The 17547-nt window shown below is 47.9% G+C and carries 13 protein-coding genes; 7 read left to right on the plus strand and 6 right to left on the minus strand.

The window, feature by feature from the left end:
- Nucleotides 1-30 precede the first annotated feature (30 nt).
- On the plus strand, nt 31-591 hold the full coding sequence (locus B2Q61_RS10540; RefSeq protein ID WP_290615434.1) for a tyrosine-type recombinase/integrase: 561 nt from the start codon (nt 31-33) through the stop codon (nt 589-591).
- 45 nt (nt 592-636) lie between these two features.
- Here the strand turns inward: B2Q61_RS10540 and B2Q61_RS10545 are convergent, their stop codons facing one another.
- Both B2Q61_RS10545 and B2Q61_RS10550 read right to left on the minus strand, forming a co-directional pair.
- Nucleotides 637-1725, minus strand: coding sequence for a hypothetical protein (locus tag B2Q61_RS10545; RefSeq protein WP_290615433.1), 1089 nt, complete (start codon nt 1723-1725; stop codon nt 637-639).
- Nucleotides 1726-2002: 277 nt separating this feature from the next.
- Complete coding sequence (locus tag B2Q61_RS10550) at nt 2003-2647, minus strand: inovirus Gp2 family protein (protein ID WP_290615453.1); 645 nt, start codon at nt 2645-2647, stop codon at nt 2003-2005.
- 385 nt (nt 2648-3032) lie between these two features.
- Here B2Q61_RS10550 and B2Q61_RS10555 point away from each other — a divergent pair, with 385 nt between their 5' ends.
- A complete protein-coding gene (locus B2Q61_RS10555; RefSeq protein WP_290615432.1) occupies nt 3033-3962 on the plus strand; it encodes a hypothetical protein in 930 nt (309 codons plus the stop codon).
- 169 nt (nt 3963-4131) lie between these two features.
- Here B2Q61_RS10555 and B2Q61_RS10560 read toward each other — a convergent pair whose 3' ends face one another.
- A complete protein-coding gene (locus B2Q61_RS10560) occupies nt 4132-5250 on the minus strand; it encodes a Fic family protein (protein ID WP_290615431.1) in 1119 nt (372 codons plus the stop codon).
- Nucleotides 5251-5707: 457 nt separating this feature from the next.
- On the opposite strand from B2Q61_RS10560, the gene B2Q61_RS10565 reads away from it, so the two are divergent.
- The gene (locus B2Q61_RS10565; RefSeq protein ID WP_290615430.1) at nt 5708-6628 is read left to right on the plus strand and encodes a M14 family metallopeptidase; all 921 of its coding nucleotides are present in this window, start codon (nt 5708-5710) and stop codon (nt 6626-6628) included.
- Between the two features lie 42 nt (nt 6629-6670).
- On the opposite strand, the gene B2Q61_RS10570 is transcribed toward B2Q61_RS10565, so the two are convergent.
- Together B2Q61_RS10570 and B2Q61_RS10575 are read right to left on the minus strand one after the other, a co-directional pair.
- Nucleotides 6671-7201: a PepSY-associated TM helix domain-containing protein gene (locus B2Q61_RS10570; RefSeq protein WP_290615429.1), complete on the minus strand. Its 531-nt coding sequence runs from the start codon at nt 7199-7201 to the stop codon at nt 6671-6673.
- 103 nt (nt 7202-7304) lie between these two features.
- Complete coding sequence (locus tag B2Q61_RS10575) at nt 7305-9233, minus strand: TonB-dependent receptor domain-containing protein (RefSeq protein ID WP_290615428.1); 1929 nt, start codon at nt 9231-9233, stop codon at nt 7305-7307.
- A gap of 191 nt (nt 9234-9424) precedes the next feature.
- On the opposite strand from B2Q61_RS10575, the gene B2Q61_RS10580 reads away from it, so the two are divergent.
- Entirely contained in the window at nt 9425-12697 is a 3273-nt protein-coding gene (locus B2Q61_RS10580) for a VPS10 domain-containing protein (RefSeq protein WP_290615427.1), read from the plus strand.
- A gap of 102 nt (nt 12698-12799) precedes the next feature.
- Here the strand turns inward: B2Q61_RS10580 and B2Q61_RS10585 are convergent, their stop codons facing one another.
- Nucleotides 12800-15760, minus strand: coding sequence for a diguanylate cyclase (locus tag B2Q61_RS10585; RefSeq protein ID WP_290615426.1), 2961 nt, complete (start codon nt 15758-15760; stop codon nt 12800-12802).
- 178 nt (nt 15761-15938) lie between these two features.
- On the opposite strand from B2Q61_RS10585, the gene B2Q61_RS10590 reads away from it, so the two are divergent.
- The 3 genes from B2Q61_RS10590 (at nt 15939) to rpoZ (ending at nt 17466) form a co-directional block, all read left to right on the plus strand.
- Nucleotides 15939-16415, plus strand: a complete 477-nt coding sequence (locus B2Q61_RS10590; protein ID WP_290615425.1) for a DUF4442 domain-containing protein — start codon at nt 15939-15941, stop codon at nt 16413-16415.
- 94 nt (nt 16416-16509) lie between these two features.
- Nucleotides 16510-17142, plus strand: a complete 633-nt coding sequence (gmk, locus tag B2Q61_RS10595; protein ID WP_290615424.1) for a guanylate kinase — start codon at nt 16510-16512, stop codon at nt 17140-17142.
- 48 nt (nt 17143-17190) lie between these two features.
- On the plus strand, nt 17191-17466 hold the full coding sequence (gene rpoZ, locus B2Q61_RS10600) for a DNA-directed RNA polymerase subunit omega (RefSeq protein WP_290610230.1): 276 nt from the start codon (nt 17191-17193) through the stop codon (nt 17464-17466).
- Nucleotides 17467-17547: the final 81 nt, after the last annotated feature.

A 17547-nucleotide genomic window follows, 5' to 3' on the forward strand; every position in this document is an offset into this window, starting at 1 on the left:
TGCGTTTTAATCGGAAAGAGGAAGTTGACTATGGCTGAGGTACAAGCGGTCAAAAGCCTGGACACGGTGAAACTGATTAGTCACCTATTGGACAGGCACTATGGCCAACAAATGGCGGATATTTGGAATATTGGTTTAAACCTGGCACTGCGAATAACCGATCTGCTGTCAGTTCGGTTTACCGATATCCAGGATCAACGGTTATTACTTAAAGAAGGTAAGACCGGCAAGTTGGCCAATATTAAACTTAACCAGAAGACGATTGAAATTACCAACAGGATTAGACGACAACACCCGGATCATACCTATCTGTTTCAGTCGTATCGAAATCAGCGAGCCGGTAACTTGCCGCCGGCGCCACTATCACGCCGTTATGTTAGCCGGGCTTTTGCCCTGATTGGTGAAGATGTTGGGATTGATCTTGGCACCCACTCGATGCGCAAAACCCGCGGTTACCACTTATACAAATCAACCAAAGACATTGCCAGGGTAATGAAGATGCTACGCCACAGCTCAGAAGGTGTAACGCTGCGTTATATCGGCATTACCCAGGAGGATATTGATAAAGACTTTATTGAACTGGAAATTTAACGCAGATATAGGCTACCGCATATGCGGTAGCCTTATGCCGTGGTTTTATTTTTGTGCTGGCTGTTTTACCAAGTTCATCAGGCTTTGCATGCGATCAGCAATTAACTTGGCTTCATGCTTTTGGCTGTCTGATATTGCAGGCAAGTTAATACCATGGTAGCCGACTGGCTCAGCCGGGCCATATTCATCCCATTCTTCGCCAGTATATGAGTTTATTAAACGGTAGTTACTCGCTGTAATATCGATTTTCTGGCTTAGCCCAAACAGATACCAGGCCCACACTTCAACATCATCATCGAGGCCATAGACCGACTCGACCAGACTTTCATGATTAGGTTGCTGAAGTGATGCTAAGTATCCCCAGTCAAGGATGCTATCGTCGGTTATCTGTTCAAGCATGCTTTCGCCTAAAAGATGCAATAAATAAAGTGCATCAACGTACCAGCAAATATTGGGTTCACATTTACCCTGAACTACATCAGTAAAATTTGGACGCGCCAACTTCTTGTTTGAAAATTGTGTTATTAAGTTCTGCTCGCGCTCCTGCACAATTAAATACCGCTCGTATTGATTAGCCCACTCTAAGGTAGCGGTAGAAAGTTGTGCTCCAGACTGGCGTTGCTCGTACCAATACTTGCTAGCGGTCCCTGTATCATCATCGTCCAAACTGGCATCTAATTCCATGCGCTGCCATACGTATCTGAGCAATACACTGTCAGCTTCTTGATTGGTTAGCAGATGTGCGTAGCTGGCTTTCGCTTCTTTAGCCGTAAGCCTGATTCGACCAGGTGCTATACCTAAGTGCTGCGCAATTCTGAGCAGGCTGACTTTAGGCTCTAACTTAGCTGATTGGAATTGTTGGATAAAACTTTGCTTAAGCAGATCAACAAGTGATGCTGGTAGCCTTAACTCAGAAAGTCTGTTTAAAAGACGAGCATGCGCTAATGCACCATCAGCAATTGCTGCCTTGAGCTTTTCTTGGTTGATTGAACCGTCAGCCTTAAAAGAAGCGTAGGTTTTATAATCGAAATACGCAGCCAGCAGTTCAAGTATCTGAGCTCGGGTTGGCACTGACGTGTTTTGTTTTTTAAGTTGTTGCAGAACTGCATGCGCAGCTGAAGATAGATTGTACATAAATTAACTCCGGTGGCTGAGTGCCGTGGGCAATTAACCATGACCGCATGCGATTAAGGCCAGGTAGCTCAACCTGGAATTAAGTTAGTAAATTCTGTTTAGACATAACATAGATACGCGTTAGCGTTTTTTGCCTGTTTTCACTCGCATGTAAGTGAGGCGGGCGCCTTATCCAAAGGCTAACCCGCTCCAAGATCGCTTGCAAGATTTATTTGTCGCGTTGATGGTACCGAAGAAATTTCAAACCTATATTACTTTCTAAAAACGTTAATAATGGCTATCTGATGCTGCACCCAAAACTACGGGAATGAATACCGTGCTCTTTAGTATCCAGCTTCGCAAAATAGCTTAGCCGACAAAATAAGTCAGTTTTCATAGCCCAAAAATCAGGCGAGTTGGCGTTTACGCTGTAAGTTGGATTTGCTGGGAAATGAACTAGTCCTAGTATCTCTTCAGGCAACCGCCTTAATGCACTTGCCCAAGCTTTTCGGATCCTGGAAGCCATGTTTCTAGCCTGATCATCTACATAAACACCTAAAGTGTGGTATGAATCATGGTTCAGCAATATAGCGACATGAAAGTGTGGTGAATCCGAATCACAACGCTCTCTCACCCAGGCATACCGCATATTACATAGATGCACCCGCTTACCTTGTGCTGTCCTTCGGTGTAAGTCAGCTTTAATTTGTGCTTTTAACGATTCAACAAATTTGGTCATCAAGTCTGAGCCAACATCACCATATCCGTCAGGCAGACGCAGATCAAACCTTATCGCCAATGTTCTGGGGTGGTCAGCTAATGCTCTGTTTAATACCGTTAGTACCCGGTCTAAGTAATAAGGGCTCAAAGGCCCGATACTTGTTAAAACTGGATAGCAAGTATGGTTTTGTACTCTGGTTCTACTCGATGTATTTAAATTCATGTCACTCACAATTAATCCTCATTGCTGTTATCTCAAAGGGATTAACGTGGTATGTATTTCTCTACAGTTATTTAAAGCAATACCTGGTGCTTAACACCGTACATAATAATATTAATACAGACAGCATCTTCTTTATCAGATTACCAATATCACCAATTCGCATCGACTAACTTACTTCAAAACGATTAAGAAGCGATTAAAAATCACTCTGAAGTTAAATTCAAAACATATTAATCAACAACTTACAAGTTTATTAATTACTTGTAACGCCACTAATAATTTTACTATTTTATTTACTAATAGTTATACTAATTACGTTATTTTAGAATTTACTTAAAATGTCACTTAGCCTATATTTAGGTAATGACCACAGAGTGCTAATTTCATGAAAAACCACATTGCTAAATCAGAGCTAATCACCATTACTGACGAGCTTCATTGCTATTGGTCTTACACATATTTCAGACGTCGTGGTTGGCTAATGGCTGAACCTGAGGTGCAACCAAAAGATGTTAATATGGAACAACAAATCGAACGACTTGCTCAGCTAGTAGTTGCATCACTAGAGCAACTTGAATATTTCCGGCATATCCCTCCTAACATTCAAAATAATAAGCGCGCTAAAGTCGCGGAAATGTCTGAAAGTTATAAAAACTCTAAACTTTCTGCCATTGATTTGCGATTATTGCGGGGCGTCAATGACAGGATCATTAATGCTTTTTGGATCGAAGTAAAAAATATCAGCGAGAAAAACCCTGACAATGGAAAGTTACAGTATTTATACAGTGAGATGCCACTGGAGCCCAATCCTAGTAACAGCTCGAAAAGAAGAGAGAACTTGATAAGTTTTTTTAATTTTCTGGAATGGCCCCGGCTTGAAAAATTAAAAGTGTTAGACCGCTTACAACTCTTGGCCAAAACTATTCAGACATTTGAAAAATCATTCAGGTGGCTGGACAGCAAAAAAGAGGGCCAATGCGATTGGGCATACATGTATGTCAGGAAGAGACTAGCTATAGAATCACATATTGATCCGATTAGTTCAGAAGAAAAATACTTTTCGACAATAGCTATATTTGATTGTTGGCCTGCACTAATAGATTCTAAGAAGCTGTTTTTACTTGATATTCGTCGTGCATGGAGTCAGAAAAAACATAGAGAAAAGCTTGAAGGCAAGAAGCCATATAACTTTATAATGAACAAGGGCTTAGCTAAGAAACTTGATGTATTATCTAAAAAACTCGACCTGAGTAAAAACGAAATAGTTGAGAAAATAATTGAATCTGAATTCTTTAAACACTTTCCCAAAACTTAATGCGAAAGAATAAGTGAGTATATTGTAGAGCAAAAGCCATTCAAAAGCCCAATCAAACCACTTATAATATTGATTTACATGGGTTATTCATCATTTCCTAATAAAATCCAAAACGTAGAAGAACGTTACACTGCCACTGATTAAGATCGCAGGTTCAATAAGGAACCTGCTATTTAAAGATCACATACCTCGTACTTCTGCCCCCTGAAGCGGTTTTCATCAGACACCCGTTCTCAACCAACTGGGCCAAATGCCGGCTGGCCGTTGCCGGGCTTACTTTGGCAACTTTGCCGTATTGGCTGTTGCTAATACCTTCGCTGAAATCGCCATCCAGCAACCGGTTTAGTACTTTAACTTGTTCTTTATTCAGTTGGGTTTGATCAACCCGTTGCCAGAACCTGGTTTTATGCAGCGTTTGTTCGATATCAGCCAGCACCTGGCGCAGGCTAACGGCCAGGGTGTCGAGAAACCAGAGTAACCAGGCAGTGATGTCAGTATCGCCTTTTTGGCTTTGTTCCAGGATCTCATAATAGCTGCTACGTCGCTCCAGGATAGCAACCGACATGGCATAAAAGCGGATGGACTGATGCTCTGCCTGCGCGAGTGCCAAGTCGGTCAGCAGCCTGGCCAAGCGGCCATTGCCATCTTCCAGTGGATGAATGGTTATAAACCAGAAATGCGCAATGCCAGCGCGTAGTAGCGGGTCCAAATTGGCGTCATCTCGCGAGCGGTTAAACCAGTCAATAAAGCAGCTAAGCTCGTTTTCTAATACTTCGCGCGGTGGCGCTTCGAAATGCACTTTAGGTCGGTCGATTCTACCCGAGACAACCTGCATGGGCTCGTTACCGCGAAGCTGTCCACCCTGCACTCTCTGCATTAATGAGCTGTCAGTCGGAAATAGCCAGGCATGCCACTGCAGCAAGCGCTCTAGCGTTAATGGCTGCTGCCAATTACCAATGGCGTCTGTTACCATCGCAGCGAGACCATCAGACTGTGCTGTCGTTGCGACGCTTTGTTGCTCATCAATACCCAGCTTGCGAGCCAATGATGAACGCACCACACTATGATTCAACCGCTCACCCTCAATAGCGCTAGACGTGAGTATATTCGCTAGCATGGTATCGAGTGCCGCCTGCTGGTTATCCTGTACGCCCATTTTGCCCAGCAGCACCCCCTGCAAAAAATGCAGCTCACGTAACTTAGGGGTCAATACCGCATGATCATAACGAAAGACATGCGATGGCTTTTGCTGACGGCCGGGCCAGTCCGGTTGTTGCCAGATCCACATAGGCTAGGCTCCTACTTATAGAGGTGAATACACCAGGCAATCTACTCACATAGTGAGGTGAATAGCAAGTACATTCACCTCAAACCTAAATGTAGAACCAATTTGAATTAACTGCGCCGTGAAAATTTCGTTTTCGATATGAACATAAAATGTGCTTAAAGCGTTCTGCTTAGGTGCGTGAAGCATACGATAAACGGTGGGTAAAGTAGTGAGTAAAACCTCTTGATTACCAGGTAAAATAAAACTATGCCAATGATTTTATAAAATTAATTACTCACAATCTATAAACAGATCCAGAATATTGAATAAATCAACTTATTGAAGAGTGGTCTCGCCTGCGGTGTTTGTATCAGCTGCCATCTTTTTCTATCTCACGCTCACCGCATTTAGCATTTTTACCTATGCGCTCCGATGCTATAGTTCTGTCATCTGATTATTATGAGCGGAGTATTATTTCATGGATAAAATTTATCATATTGGCACTGCCGGCCAGCCATGGGGCGACGCAGAAAAAGCACAATGGCTCAGTGAGCAAAGTATTAAACGCAGTGTGTTTACTGAGGTATACCCGGCAATTGAGGCATTAAAAACAGATTTTGATGTGCAGCAGTATGGTGAGCTCGATTACCAGGCTGTCAGCGATAAGCGATATCCATTATATGCCGTCAAAAGCCGCAACTGGCAAAGCAGTAAGCCCACAGTGCTGATTACTGGCGGAGTCCATGGTTATGAAACCAGTGGTGTGCATGGCGCACTGCGTTTTATACAAACCAAAGCGAAAGCTTATGCTAAGCAGCTTAATATTCTGGTTTTACCCTGTATCAGCCCCTGGGGTTATGAAACCATTAACCGCTGGAACCCAGAGGCAATTGATCCAAACCGCAGTTTTGGCCCTGCCGGCACAGCTACTGAAGCACAGCAAGTGCGCAATTACTTAGCCAGCCTGAATACTCATTTTACGCTGCATATTGATCTGCATGAAACGACTGACAGTGACAATAGCGAATTTCGCCCGGCTAAAGCAGCCCAGGATGGTACCGTTAACCATAACTGGAATATCCCCGATGGCTATTACACGGTAGATGATACTGAGCATCCTTGTCCTGCGTTGCAAAAGGCAATTATCGACAGCGTTGCAAAAATCACTCATATTGCCGAGCCCGATCAGGAAGGTAAATTAATTGGCGAACCGATCCAGCAGCGCGGGGTAATTAATTATGCCAAAGCAACACTGGGCTTATGCGGCAGCGTAACAGATGCATTACTGGTCAGTACTACAGAGGTGTACCCGGACAGCCCAAGCGCCACACCAGAGCAGTGTATTGAGGCTCAGGTGGCAGCCATAACTGGGGCACTGGATTATTTACTAAAACAATGAGCTATTTAACCAGACGCTGCCCGCTTGAAAAACGTCCGTAGCTTATGGGCGTACGGAGCGGGCGTTACGTTTTTTCAGTTTGCTGCTGAGTGTGGTGTAAAGTAGCACCGCACCGCTGCACCACATCAGAAACAGCAGAATGCCGGCAGGCAAAAACAGCCAGAGCTTGGCAAAGTCGGCAAACCAACTGCCATCATGGATCGCCTCAATAATATCTGAACGGCGATATGCGACATGCAGAATATCGCCGGTCTGAGCATCAATTTGCGCTTCCCAGTCGTTACTGGCTACCACTTTCATAATGCCTTTGCCGGGGCGCACATCAATGCGATCAATATGCTGCCATTCGCTCACCTGAAGTTCAGGTACCGTTTGCGCGATTTGTAATACTTGTTGAAAACTCAAAGCTGGCGTGGCACTGACGCCGGTCATTGTCGGCGGTTGCACCCAGGCAAATTGCTTTTTAACTTGCAGCAAAATGCCACTGCCAAACACAATCAGGGATGGGATAATAATTGCCAAGGCAAACCATAAATGAAGCTGGCGGCTAACCTGTCGTAGTTTAGGATTCACTGCTGTGGCCCTTTTTTTAGAAAGTAAACGCGTTATCAGCGGTCAACAAAGTATGCTTTAGCATGCAGCATACTTACATGCAAAATACTTGCATGCAAAATACTTAAAAGTGGTACTCAGTACTTAACACCCACTGCTGGCCGCGCGCATACGGCGCCAAATCGTCTCTGGATGTCACATAATAGGTATCGGTAATATTATTAACATTTAACGCCAGCTGCCATGCCGGTGTCAGCGCATAGCTGTAACCCATACTCAGTACATTAACACTGTTTGTTGGCAGCTCTCCGGGTACGCGATCATCAGATGCGCTGCGATGCGTTAGGGCAACAAATCCCTCAGCCTTGCCGGCATACACTGACAGCGACATTCTATGCTGCGGCGGCACAATATCGGCAATCGGCTCACCGGCATTATTTTCAGCCGTCAGCCATTGACCGCCCAGTTTAAACTCAGCATCCAGGCCAACAACAGAGAACCTCTGGCTTAGCTGATAATTAACCCCGGAAATTTTTGCCCGATCAAGGTTTCTATACTGCTGCAGGCTTTGCGACACGCTAATGCGCTCGATATAGTGCTTAATGTCGTGATGAAATACTGACAGATAAAACGCTGACGATACCCCCTGATACGAAGCCCCCTGATACGATCTCCCCTGATAATGTAATGATACATCCAGATTGTTGGCTAGCTCTGAGCGCAAAGCCGGATCACCCAGCACCTGCCCCCTGGGTGTTATTCCACGGTAAAAACGCTCGGTCAGGCTGGGCACCCGATAGCCATGGCTAAGATAACCAGACAGCGCCCAGGTTGGCGATAGCGAATAGCGATATCCGACAAAGGCACTAACATTGCTTTGTTGTTCGGTATTATCGGTTAAATTGCTGCTTTGGGTGGTGGCCGACAGCCGCGCTCCCGCCGCCAATAGCCCAGATGCCACCCTTTTGCTGGTGTCGAGTGCACCGTAAAGCTCCCATTGCTGCGCATCCAGAATGCGCTGCTCTAACACAGAGGGGGCTGCAGCTGAGATGGCTTCCCGCTCATCAACCCGCACACCCAGGCGGGCATCAATACCGGTGCGCCAGTGTATAGCCCAGTCTTCTGCAGCCACAGTGGCAACGCTGTTACTAACATGCATGCCGGTATTCAGTGCGGTGCTGTCGAGCGCGTTAAATTGTCGTGATGGACGGGTAATATGAGTCGTCAGTTGCGAGTTATGGGCATATACCGTGGCGTTATGCCAGTTAAACACCACTTTTGCCAGCGCGTGCTCATTGCTCGGGTAAAGGGTAAAACGGCTGGACGGATCATCAGCACTGGCTTTAGCAATATTATTTGCTGCAGAATATAGCAATAACGCCTCGCGAACCCCGCCAAGTCCGGATTGTTTGCGCAAAACCAGGCTCTGTTGTTCAAACCGATCCTCAATTGGGTTTGCCCTACCATCTTTACTGTTATTAGCATGCTGATGATTTACCATCCAGCTGATATTGCTTGCTTCGTGTATGCCGCTGACAAGTAGTTCACGGTAGTCGTTATTGGTACCATAGCGTAGCGCAAGACTGGGTGATTGCGGTGTACGCAAGGTAAAGTCGATGCTACCGCCAATAGCACCGGCGCCCACCTGAGTTGATGCAACCGCCGGATACACCTTCACCTGCCCCACCATCGAGGGCGACAGAAACTCCGCCGCGCTGCCGGCACGTCGCTCGGTGTGGATCGGAATGCCTTCCACCAGCGTTTGCACCCGCCAGCGTGCCGATCCGCGAATATTAACGCTTTGCATCAGTCCGCCCTGGCCACTGAGATTGACCATCGGTAAATCCTGCAGCAGTGAAGCCAGACTATCTGTGCTAACGTGCGTGTGGTCGATGCTATTGGTGACGGCCAACACCTCAGTCGCCGGATGCTGAACATCAGGCGCCCGGCCAATCACTTCAATCCTCAGGATGTCTTGCACATTGTCTGGGTAAACCTCTGCTGCACTGAGGCAGCAGGGAACCAGTAAAAAAGAATAAAGAAATCTGGGCATTGAGCAGGCTATTTATTATACAACAAGAATGACTATGCTTAAGTCAGCAGTATAAACAAGTCGGCAGTATGCCGAATGTTTTCTGCCGCATATTTCTGCTTGGTTAACGAAAAGCCGTTGAACAGCCTGGTTATTCGCTTTAATCAGGTTAATGCTAAATAATTCTATTACAAAAACAATCCGGGGATCCTATGAATTTTCTCTTTAAAGCCGCTTTGGTCAGCACCCTGTGTCTGTCCAGTGCGGTCTGTCTGGCTGCAGATGAATCCGACCAAGCTGCATTCAGTAAAAAAACATTTAACGCATTAGAATTTCGTAACATTGGCCCGGCCTATATGTCGGGACGTATTGCCGATATTGCCGTTGATCAAACTAACCCCTCTACCTGGTTCACTGCCGTTGGTTCAGGCGGTGTCTGGAAGACAACTAATTCAGGCACGACCTGGACCCCGATTTTTGACGATGAGTCAGTATACTCCATCGGTGATGTCACCATAGACCCGTCTAATCCTAATATCATCTGGATAGGTACAGGTGAAAACAGCGGCGGGCGCCACATTAGTTTTGGCGATGGCGTTTACAAATCGCTGGACGGCGGCAAAACCTGGAAAAATATGGGGCTGAAAAACTCTGAGCGCATTTCAGATATTATCATTCACCCGCAAAATTCTGATGTGGTCTGGGTGTCAGCGCAAGGCCCGCTGTGGTCCAAGGGCGGGCAACGGGGTTTGTACAAAACCGTTGATGGTGGTGAAAACTGGACACAAGTATTAGCGCCTGCAGACGAATGGACAGGCGTCACGTCATTGCTACTTGACCCACGTAACCCCGATAAGCTGTATGCCGCGACCTGGTCCCGCCAGCGTACCGTTGCCAGTTACGTTGGTACTGGTGAAGCGGCCGGTATTCACACTACTGACGACGGTGGTAAAACCTGGACCAAACTCAAAACGGGTTTGCCAGAGGGCAATATGGGTAAAATTGGCTTAGCAATTTCACCCATGCAGCCAGACGTATTGTACGCAACCATAGAAACCGATAATCGCAAAGGCGGGTTTTACCGTTCTGAAAATCGCGGTGCCAGCTGGCAGCGCGTGTCTGATGAGGTAGGAGGCGGCACCGGCCCTCATTACTATCAGGAAATTTTCGCCGACCCACATCAGTTTGATCGCGTTTATATCGCCAGTAACTACAGCAAAGTATCTGACGATGGTGGCAAAACCTGGACACCGATTAACACAAAACGCAAACATGTTGATGATCATGCCATGGCGTTTCACCCGACCGATCGCGATTTTGTCCTGATGGGTTCTGACGGCGGCATTTATATGTCACATGACCGGATGGCAAACTGGCGTTATATTGCCAACCTGCCGCTTACCCAGTTTTACAAAATTGCCGTAGACGATGCTAAGCCGTTTTACACCATTTATGGTGGTACCCAGGACAACTCGACTCAGGGCGGCCCTTCGCAAACGAATCGCAGTGAAGGCATTAAAAATAAAGACTGGTTTTTAACCCTCGGCGGCGATGGCCATCAGCCAGCCATTGAGCCCGGCAACCCTAATATCATGTATTCCCAATGGCAACAGGGCAACCTGGCGCGGCGGGATTTAAAAACCAAAGAAAACGTCTACATTAAGCCGCAACCGCAGCCGGGTGATCCAGCCGAGAGATATAACTGGGATGCCCCGATTAATGTCTCAGCACACGATCCAAAACGGCTGTATTTTGCGTCACAACGCGTCTGGCGCTCTGATGATCGTGGCGATAGCTGGGTGGCGGTATCTGCTGACCTGACCAAAAACGGCAATCGGATGCACCTGCCTGTTATGGGCCGCACCTGGTCGGTAGAAGCGGGTTGGGACATCTATGCTATGTCTGAGTATCACACTATTGCCAATTTTGCAGAGAGCCCGGTTGATGAGAATATTTTATGGGTAGGTACCGATGACGGTCAGCTTCAGGTAACCAACGATGGCGGCAAAAACTGGAAAAAGATTGAGCTGGACGATATAAAAGGTGTGCCTGCAACCGCCTATGTTAACGATATTCGTGCTGATTTATTCGATCCGAACACCATTTACGTGGCATTGGATAACCACAAATACGGTGATTTTAAACCGTACTTAATTAAATCTACCGATTTGGGCCGGAAATGGACATCACTGGCAGACACCTTGCCAGAGAAGCATCTGGTGTGGCGCATTGTGCAAGATCATGTCAACAAAGATTTAATGTTTATCGGCACAGAGTTTGGAGTATTTTTTACCGTCGATGGCGGCAAAGAATGGCTGGAACTGGCAGGCGGCATGCCAACGATTTCTACCCGGGATGTCCAAATTCAGCGCCGTGAAAACGATTTGGTTGCCGGCACCTTTGGTCGCGGTATCTACATTCTGGACGACTATACGCCATTACGTTCCTTAACCCCAAAAGCAATGGAACAGGCTGCGTTGCTGTTCGCGCCGGGCCGGCCGGTAAAGTGGTTCAGGCTTGATGATAACCATACTGACACCGACGGCGATGATCGGTTCGTTGCTGAAAACCCGGCACACGGTGCAACCCTAACCTACTATCTGAAAGACAGCCTGCTGACTGATCAGGAAAAACGGCAGGAAGCCGAGAAGAAAATGGTCAAGGATGAAAAGTATCCGAAATATCCAGCCTGGGAGGCCATTGAAGCAGAGAATAACGCCGCTAAGCCCGCGGTGTATATCGAGATCACCGATAGCCAGGGCCAGGTGGTCAACCGCGTTGCCGGCGACACCAAAAAAGGCTTGCATCGCATTAGCTGGGATATGACCTTCGCGCCGCAAAGCGCCGTGGTAACGGTCAAAAAAGAGGATGAGCAAGACGACGGCTTTATGGCGCCTCCGGGTACCTACACCGCAACCTTGTTTCAACGGGTCGGCAGCAAAATCTCGCAACTGGCCGCCCCGGTTGAGCTGACGCTGGAAGCGATCTACCAGCCGACGCTGCAAGGGCCGTCCTCAGCGCAGACTATTGCCTTTACCCAGCAGTTAATCGCCGCGGACAGACGTCTGTCTTCGGTCGAAGCCGTTTTTGAAGACTTGAGCAATACCCTGAAACTGGTCCGTGAAGCTATTAGTCATACCCCGGGAGACATCGCTAAGCTGGAGCAGCAATATGCCGCCATAGCTGATGAACTAAACGCCATTTCAACCGATATGTTCGGCTTGCAGTCGCGTGACAGAATGGGTATTAAACCGGCCAATATTGTCAGCAGACTGCGATACGCCATGTCTGCGTCATGGTCGTCGTATGGCCCAACCACCCAACACCAGCAGCAGCTTGGTTTTGCCCTCAGTGCGCTGGATAACGCTAGCTCGCGCATTCAAACCCTGCAAGGTTCAGTATTACCATCATTGCAAAATGCGATTGTCGACGCTGGCGGCCCCTGGACCCCCGGTATTAAGGTAATCGCTGAATCACAGCGTTAATAGAGTTTGCCCCTGTCTGCTAAAAAGACGGGGGCAACACTACAGGTAATTAAAACCGATATACTTTCCGTTTGGCCCGCATGTCGCGGGCTTTTTACCAGCTTACACTTCAGCCGGCACTTTTCCGCGGCTGGCACTCAGCCACTTCCTGGCAAGCAGTTCATCAAGCTCAACCCGCTTATCGCTGGCCGCTATATTAGCAGGCGCATCAGGCTCTGGTTGCAGTAGCATGTAGTCAGCCCGGCCGCTGTTTTTAACTTTATACAGGGCGGCGTCAGCCAGATACAGACTGTATTGCCAGTCCCAGCCCGGCGGCTGAACGGTGGCGCCAATTGAACAGGTAATGCTGACAGGGACGCCCAGCTGTTGTTGCCAGGGGTAACTATGCACCAGCTGCTGTAAGCGCTCGATATAATGCTGTACCTCACTGCTTTGCTCCAGGATCAGCAAAAATTCTTCACCGCCCCAGCGGATCAGATGATCATTGCTGCGGCTATGCTGCTGCAAAATAGCGGCAAAATGTTTAAGCACCGTGTCACCAAGCTGATGACCGTATTGATCATTAATCCGTTTAAAGTAATCCAGGTCCAGTAAAATCCAGGTCAGAGGTTGCTCGTTGCGCTGGGCCCGGGCCAGCATGGCGTCGATATTAACATCAAGATAATGGCGGTTATGCAGTTCAGTTAACGCATCCTGCATACTCATTTGCTGCAGTTTTTGATTCGCCTGATACAATTCCTGCGTACGCTCTTTCACCTGCCGGCTTAATTCTTCGCGGGCGTTCGCCAGTGATGCCAACCGTAAACGATATACTAACCAGAACATCATGATAAGCAGTGCCAATGCCAGCAAACGCGCCGTTATCGTTTCATACCAATACGGTTTCAGCACAATATCCATCGCTGCGGCATCACTCCAGCGGTAGTCACCCGCAACCTTTACCTGCACCTGAAATCGATAGTCTCCAGGCGGCAAATTAGTGTAAAACGCCTCACGCCGGCTGCCAGCGTCAATCCAGTCCTGCTCATAGCCTTCAAGTTTATATCGGGTATTAATGGAAGACGCCTGATAATAATAGGGCGCACTGAAACGGAAGTGCCAGTCACGTTGTTCGGGCGACAGCGTGGCAGAATTACCATCAAGTTGCTGATTTAATGCGGTTAAACTCTCTATTACCGGCACAGGTACTGCGGCATAGCTATTTAACCGATCTAAGCGCAGGGCAATAATGCCGTCCAGGGTTGGAAACCACAATCGCCCTTGATGCACCGTGCCCTTGTTACTACCGGCACCATTACAGCACCGATGTGAATCGGTAACGGCCTCAGGTTGACGATCGTCAACCAACATATACAACTGACTGACTTTTCCTTGTTGCAAGGCCGGATAATCCAGGCGATAAAACCCCTCAAAATTACTGATAACCAGCTTGTCATTAACCAGGGATGCATGCATAACCCCGTTACCTGGCAAACCATTTTGTTGGTTAAAGTGCTGCCAATTACCAGGTTGCCCCAGTAAAAATCCCTGGTCGAAACTTCCGACCAGCAGATTGCCATCGGCAAACTCAACCAGCACAGAGATAAACTTACCGGCCAGCGGCATATCAAGCACTGGCGTAAACTGTCCGTCACTACCACGCACATATAAGCCAGACTCAGTACCAACCCATAACCGCCCGTCGCTGTCATGTAACAACGCCCTGATGCTGATTTCAGTTAATGGCGCCGACACCCCCTGCTGGCTTAATTCACCCTGCTCCACCTTAAACAGGCCGCCATTGCTCCCTACCCATATCCGCTGGTTTTCTGCGACGAGCGTGGTGATCAGTAAATGCGCGGTTTGCGGATAATTTTTCTGCCAGGCCAGCGTATTACTATCCAGCAAACTTAACCCGGCGCGGGTGCCTACCCAAAAATCGTCCTGCTGCTGCAGCATGCTATATACAACAGGGCTGGGCAGATGCTGGTTGGCCAGTAACGGCTGAAACTGGCCATCTTTGAGTAAGGCCATCCCCTGGCTGGTCCCTACCATCAGATGACGTTGCCAGGGCTGCACTGCCCAACTATAGGAATCGGGTAAGCCGGCCGCAGTGCTATAGCGCTCGGTCAGCGCTGAGCGCAGGCGCATCACGCCATGAGTGCGGCTGCCAAACCAGAAATTCTGATGCTGGTCTACCAGCATACTCTCGACCCAGCTAAACGGTTGGTCAGGCGTACCCGGCAGCTGCACCCGCGCAACCTGCCCGGCTTGAATTTGATACAAACCATCAACTGTAGACAGCCATATCTGGCGCTGGTTATCCAGATACAATAGCTCAATACGACTGTTCGCTGCAGATCCAGGTAAGTCCAGTTGCTGCCAACGGCCCTGCTGCCAGCGATAAAGCCCCTGGTTGGTGCCGACAAACACTGTATTGTTCCTGACAACCAGTTCAATAACCTGAATAGCCTCAGCGGTATCAGGTGTCGGGTACCAGCGATACTGCTGGCTCTGATAGCTTGCAAAACCGTCCTGACCACCTATCCATAAGGTCTCTTGTTGCGGATACATCTGAAAAACCGCAGTCGGGTGCTCGGCAACCGGCATTAACCGGTTATGCTGCCATTGATATAATTGATTCGCGCCAATAAAAAAACGACCATCAGACAACTCTGCAAAACTGGTTATCATTCCCGGTTTTAAGTTACCGGTATCCACTGCGGTAAATTTGCCATCGGCAAAATAACTTAAACCGTTGACAGTGCCAATCCACAGTCGTTTATTGCGATCGAGATACAACGCCGTAACTAAATTGGATAAAATTTGCGGGGTATTGGCTGTATTAAAAACGGTAAACCGATGGCCGTCAAAACGGGCCAGACCGCCCTGAGTACCAAGCCAGATATAGCCTTGCTCATCTTGCGCCATTGCAGTAACCGATACCTGTGGCAGCCCGCCATCTACCGACCAGCCACGATACAATGTGGAAGGGTTCCCCTGCACAGCAGGCATAGCCTGCAAACAGGCACTTGCAGCCAACAACATGGTAAACAGCATTGTCACAATAACATCTCTGAACACTCAGCTGGCTCCCTGGTATGTTTACAGTTTGATAATAGCTGTTACTTTACTAAAAGCCCGTGTCGGTTCTGATTAAAAACTGACGAGTGGCAGATATTTAGCTCTCAGCGGTCATCTTGCACTATTGGTCTTACCAGTGCTAAGCTCGACAGACTGTCCGAAACTGAAAAGGCTTATCATGTCTTTGTTCAAAGCTAATCTGGGCTTAAGGCTGTTTGCCTGGCGCTATATTCCGTTAATTGGTTTCTGCTCACCTAAAATTGTCAGGATGAACGACAGCACCCTGGAAGTAACCATGCCCCATAGCTGGCGCACTAAAAACCATCTGGGCAGTGTTTATTTTGGCGCGCTGGCAATTGGTGCCGACTTAGCCGGCGCCTTTCTGGTGTTTTCTAAAGCCAAAGCCCGTGGCATTAATGCTAATTTTGCCTTTAAAGACGTACAGGGCCAGTTTTTAAAACGGCCAGAGGCTACCGTGCACTTTATCAGTAATGATGGCGCAACTATTGATCAGATGCTGGATGAGTCTCTGGCCAGTGGCGAGCGCGTCAACAAACCGGTAACGGTAAGTGTTACCTGTCCCAGTCTGCACGGTTCAGAACCTATGGCAACGTTCACCCTGACCCTGTCCGTTAAAGCAAAAATCAAAGGCTAATTTCAGGTTTGCACCCGGCAGGCGGACAGTCTAAAATTGCGGTTTAGTTGGTTTTGGCTGCGGGCTGCTGGCCCCGGGTCCTTTGAGAGAAACGATGCAAGAACTCAGTGGTAATCTTTTTATTGTCTCAGCCCCCAGTGGCGCGGGTAAATCGTCTCTTATTAATGCGCTGTTAAAAAATCATGCTGATATGCAGGTTAGCGTATCGCACACCACCCGCTCCCCCCGTCCGGGCGAGCTAGACGGTGTGCATTATCACTTTATCAGTGTCGAACAATTTAAAAAGTTGATCCTGGAAAATGAATTTCTGGAGTGGGCGGAAGTTTTTGGTAATTATTATGGCACCTCCCGTAGCGCAATTATTGGTAATCTGCAGCAGGGCACTGATGTATTTCTGGATATTGATTGGCAGGGGGCGCGGCAAATTCGACAACAGGCACCTGGCACGCTGGGCATTTTTATTTTGCCACCGAGCATGACAGCGCTGCAGCAACGTCTGGTGCAACGGGGTCAGGACAGCGATGAGGTTATTGCCAAAAGAATGGCCCAGGCACAAAGCGAAATGCAACACGCCGATGAGTACGAGTATCTGATCATCAATGATGATTTCGAGCAGGCATTGCGCGAACTTAATCACATCGTGCTAAGCCAGCGCAATAGCTTGTTATCGCAACAAAGCCGGCACGGCCAGTTGATGCAACAACTGTTGGCGAAACCAGCAAAATAGCGTAAACTAGGCGGTCTTGTAATATACCTGAACACTCCGGAGTGGCGAATGGCTCGCGTAACAGTTGAAGATGCAGTAGATAAAATTGGTAACCGTTTCGATTTAATTCTGGTTGCGGCCCGTCGTGCCCGCCAACTGGCGGTAGAAGGCAAAGAGTCTATGGTTGATCGTGAGAACGACAAACCCACCGTGGTTGCCCTGCGCGAAATTGAACAAGGTTTTATTACCAACAGCATTCTTGATGAACAGGAAAAGCGCGACCAGATGCAACAAGAAGCGACCGAAATGGCTGCCGTTGCCGCGATTATCGGTTCTGATCAGTAAAAACCCCTGCCAAACATTGCCAGCGGCGCTTTAGCCGTTGGCATCTGCGTGTTTTAGACGTATATTCTTAACTAACCAGCG

This window comes from Arsukibacterium sp. UBA5043 (genome assembly GCA_002415085.1).
Taxonomy (GTDB): domain Bacteria; phylum Pseudomonadota; class Gammaproteobacteria; order Enterobacterales; family Alteromonadaceae; genus Alishewanella.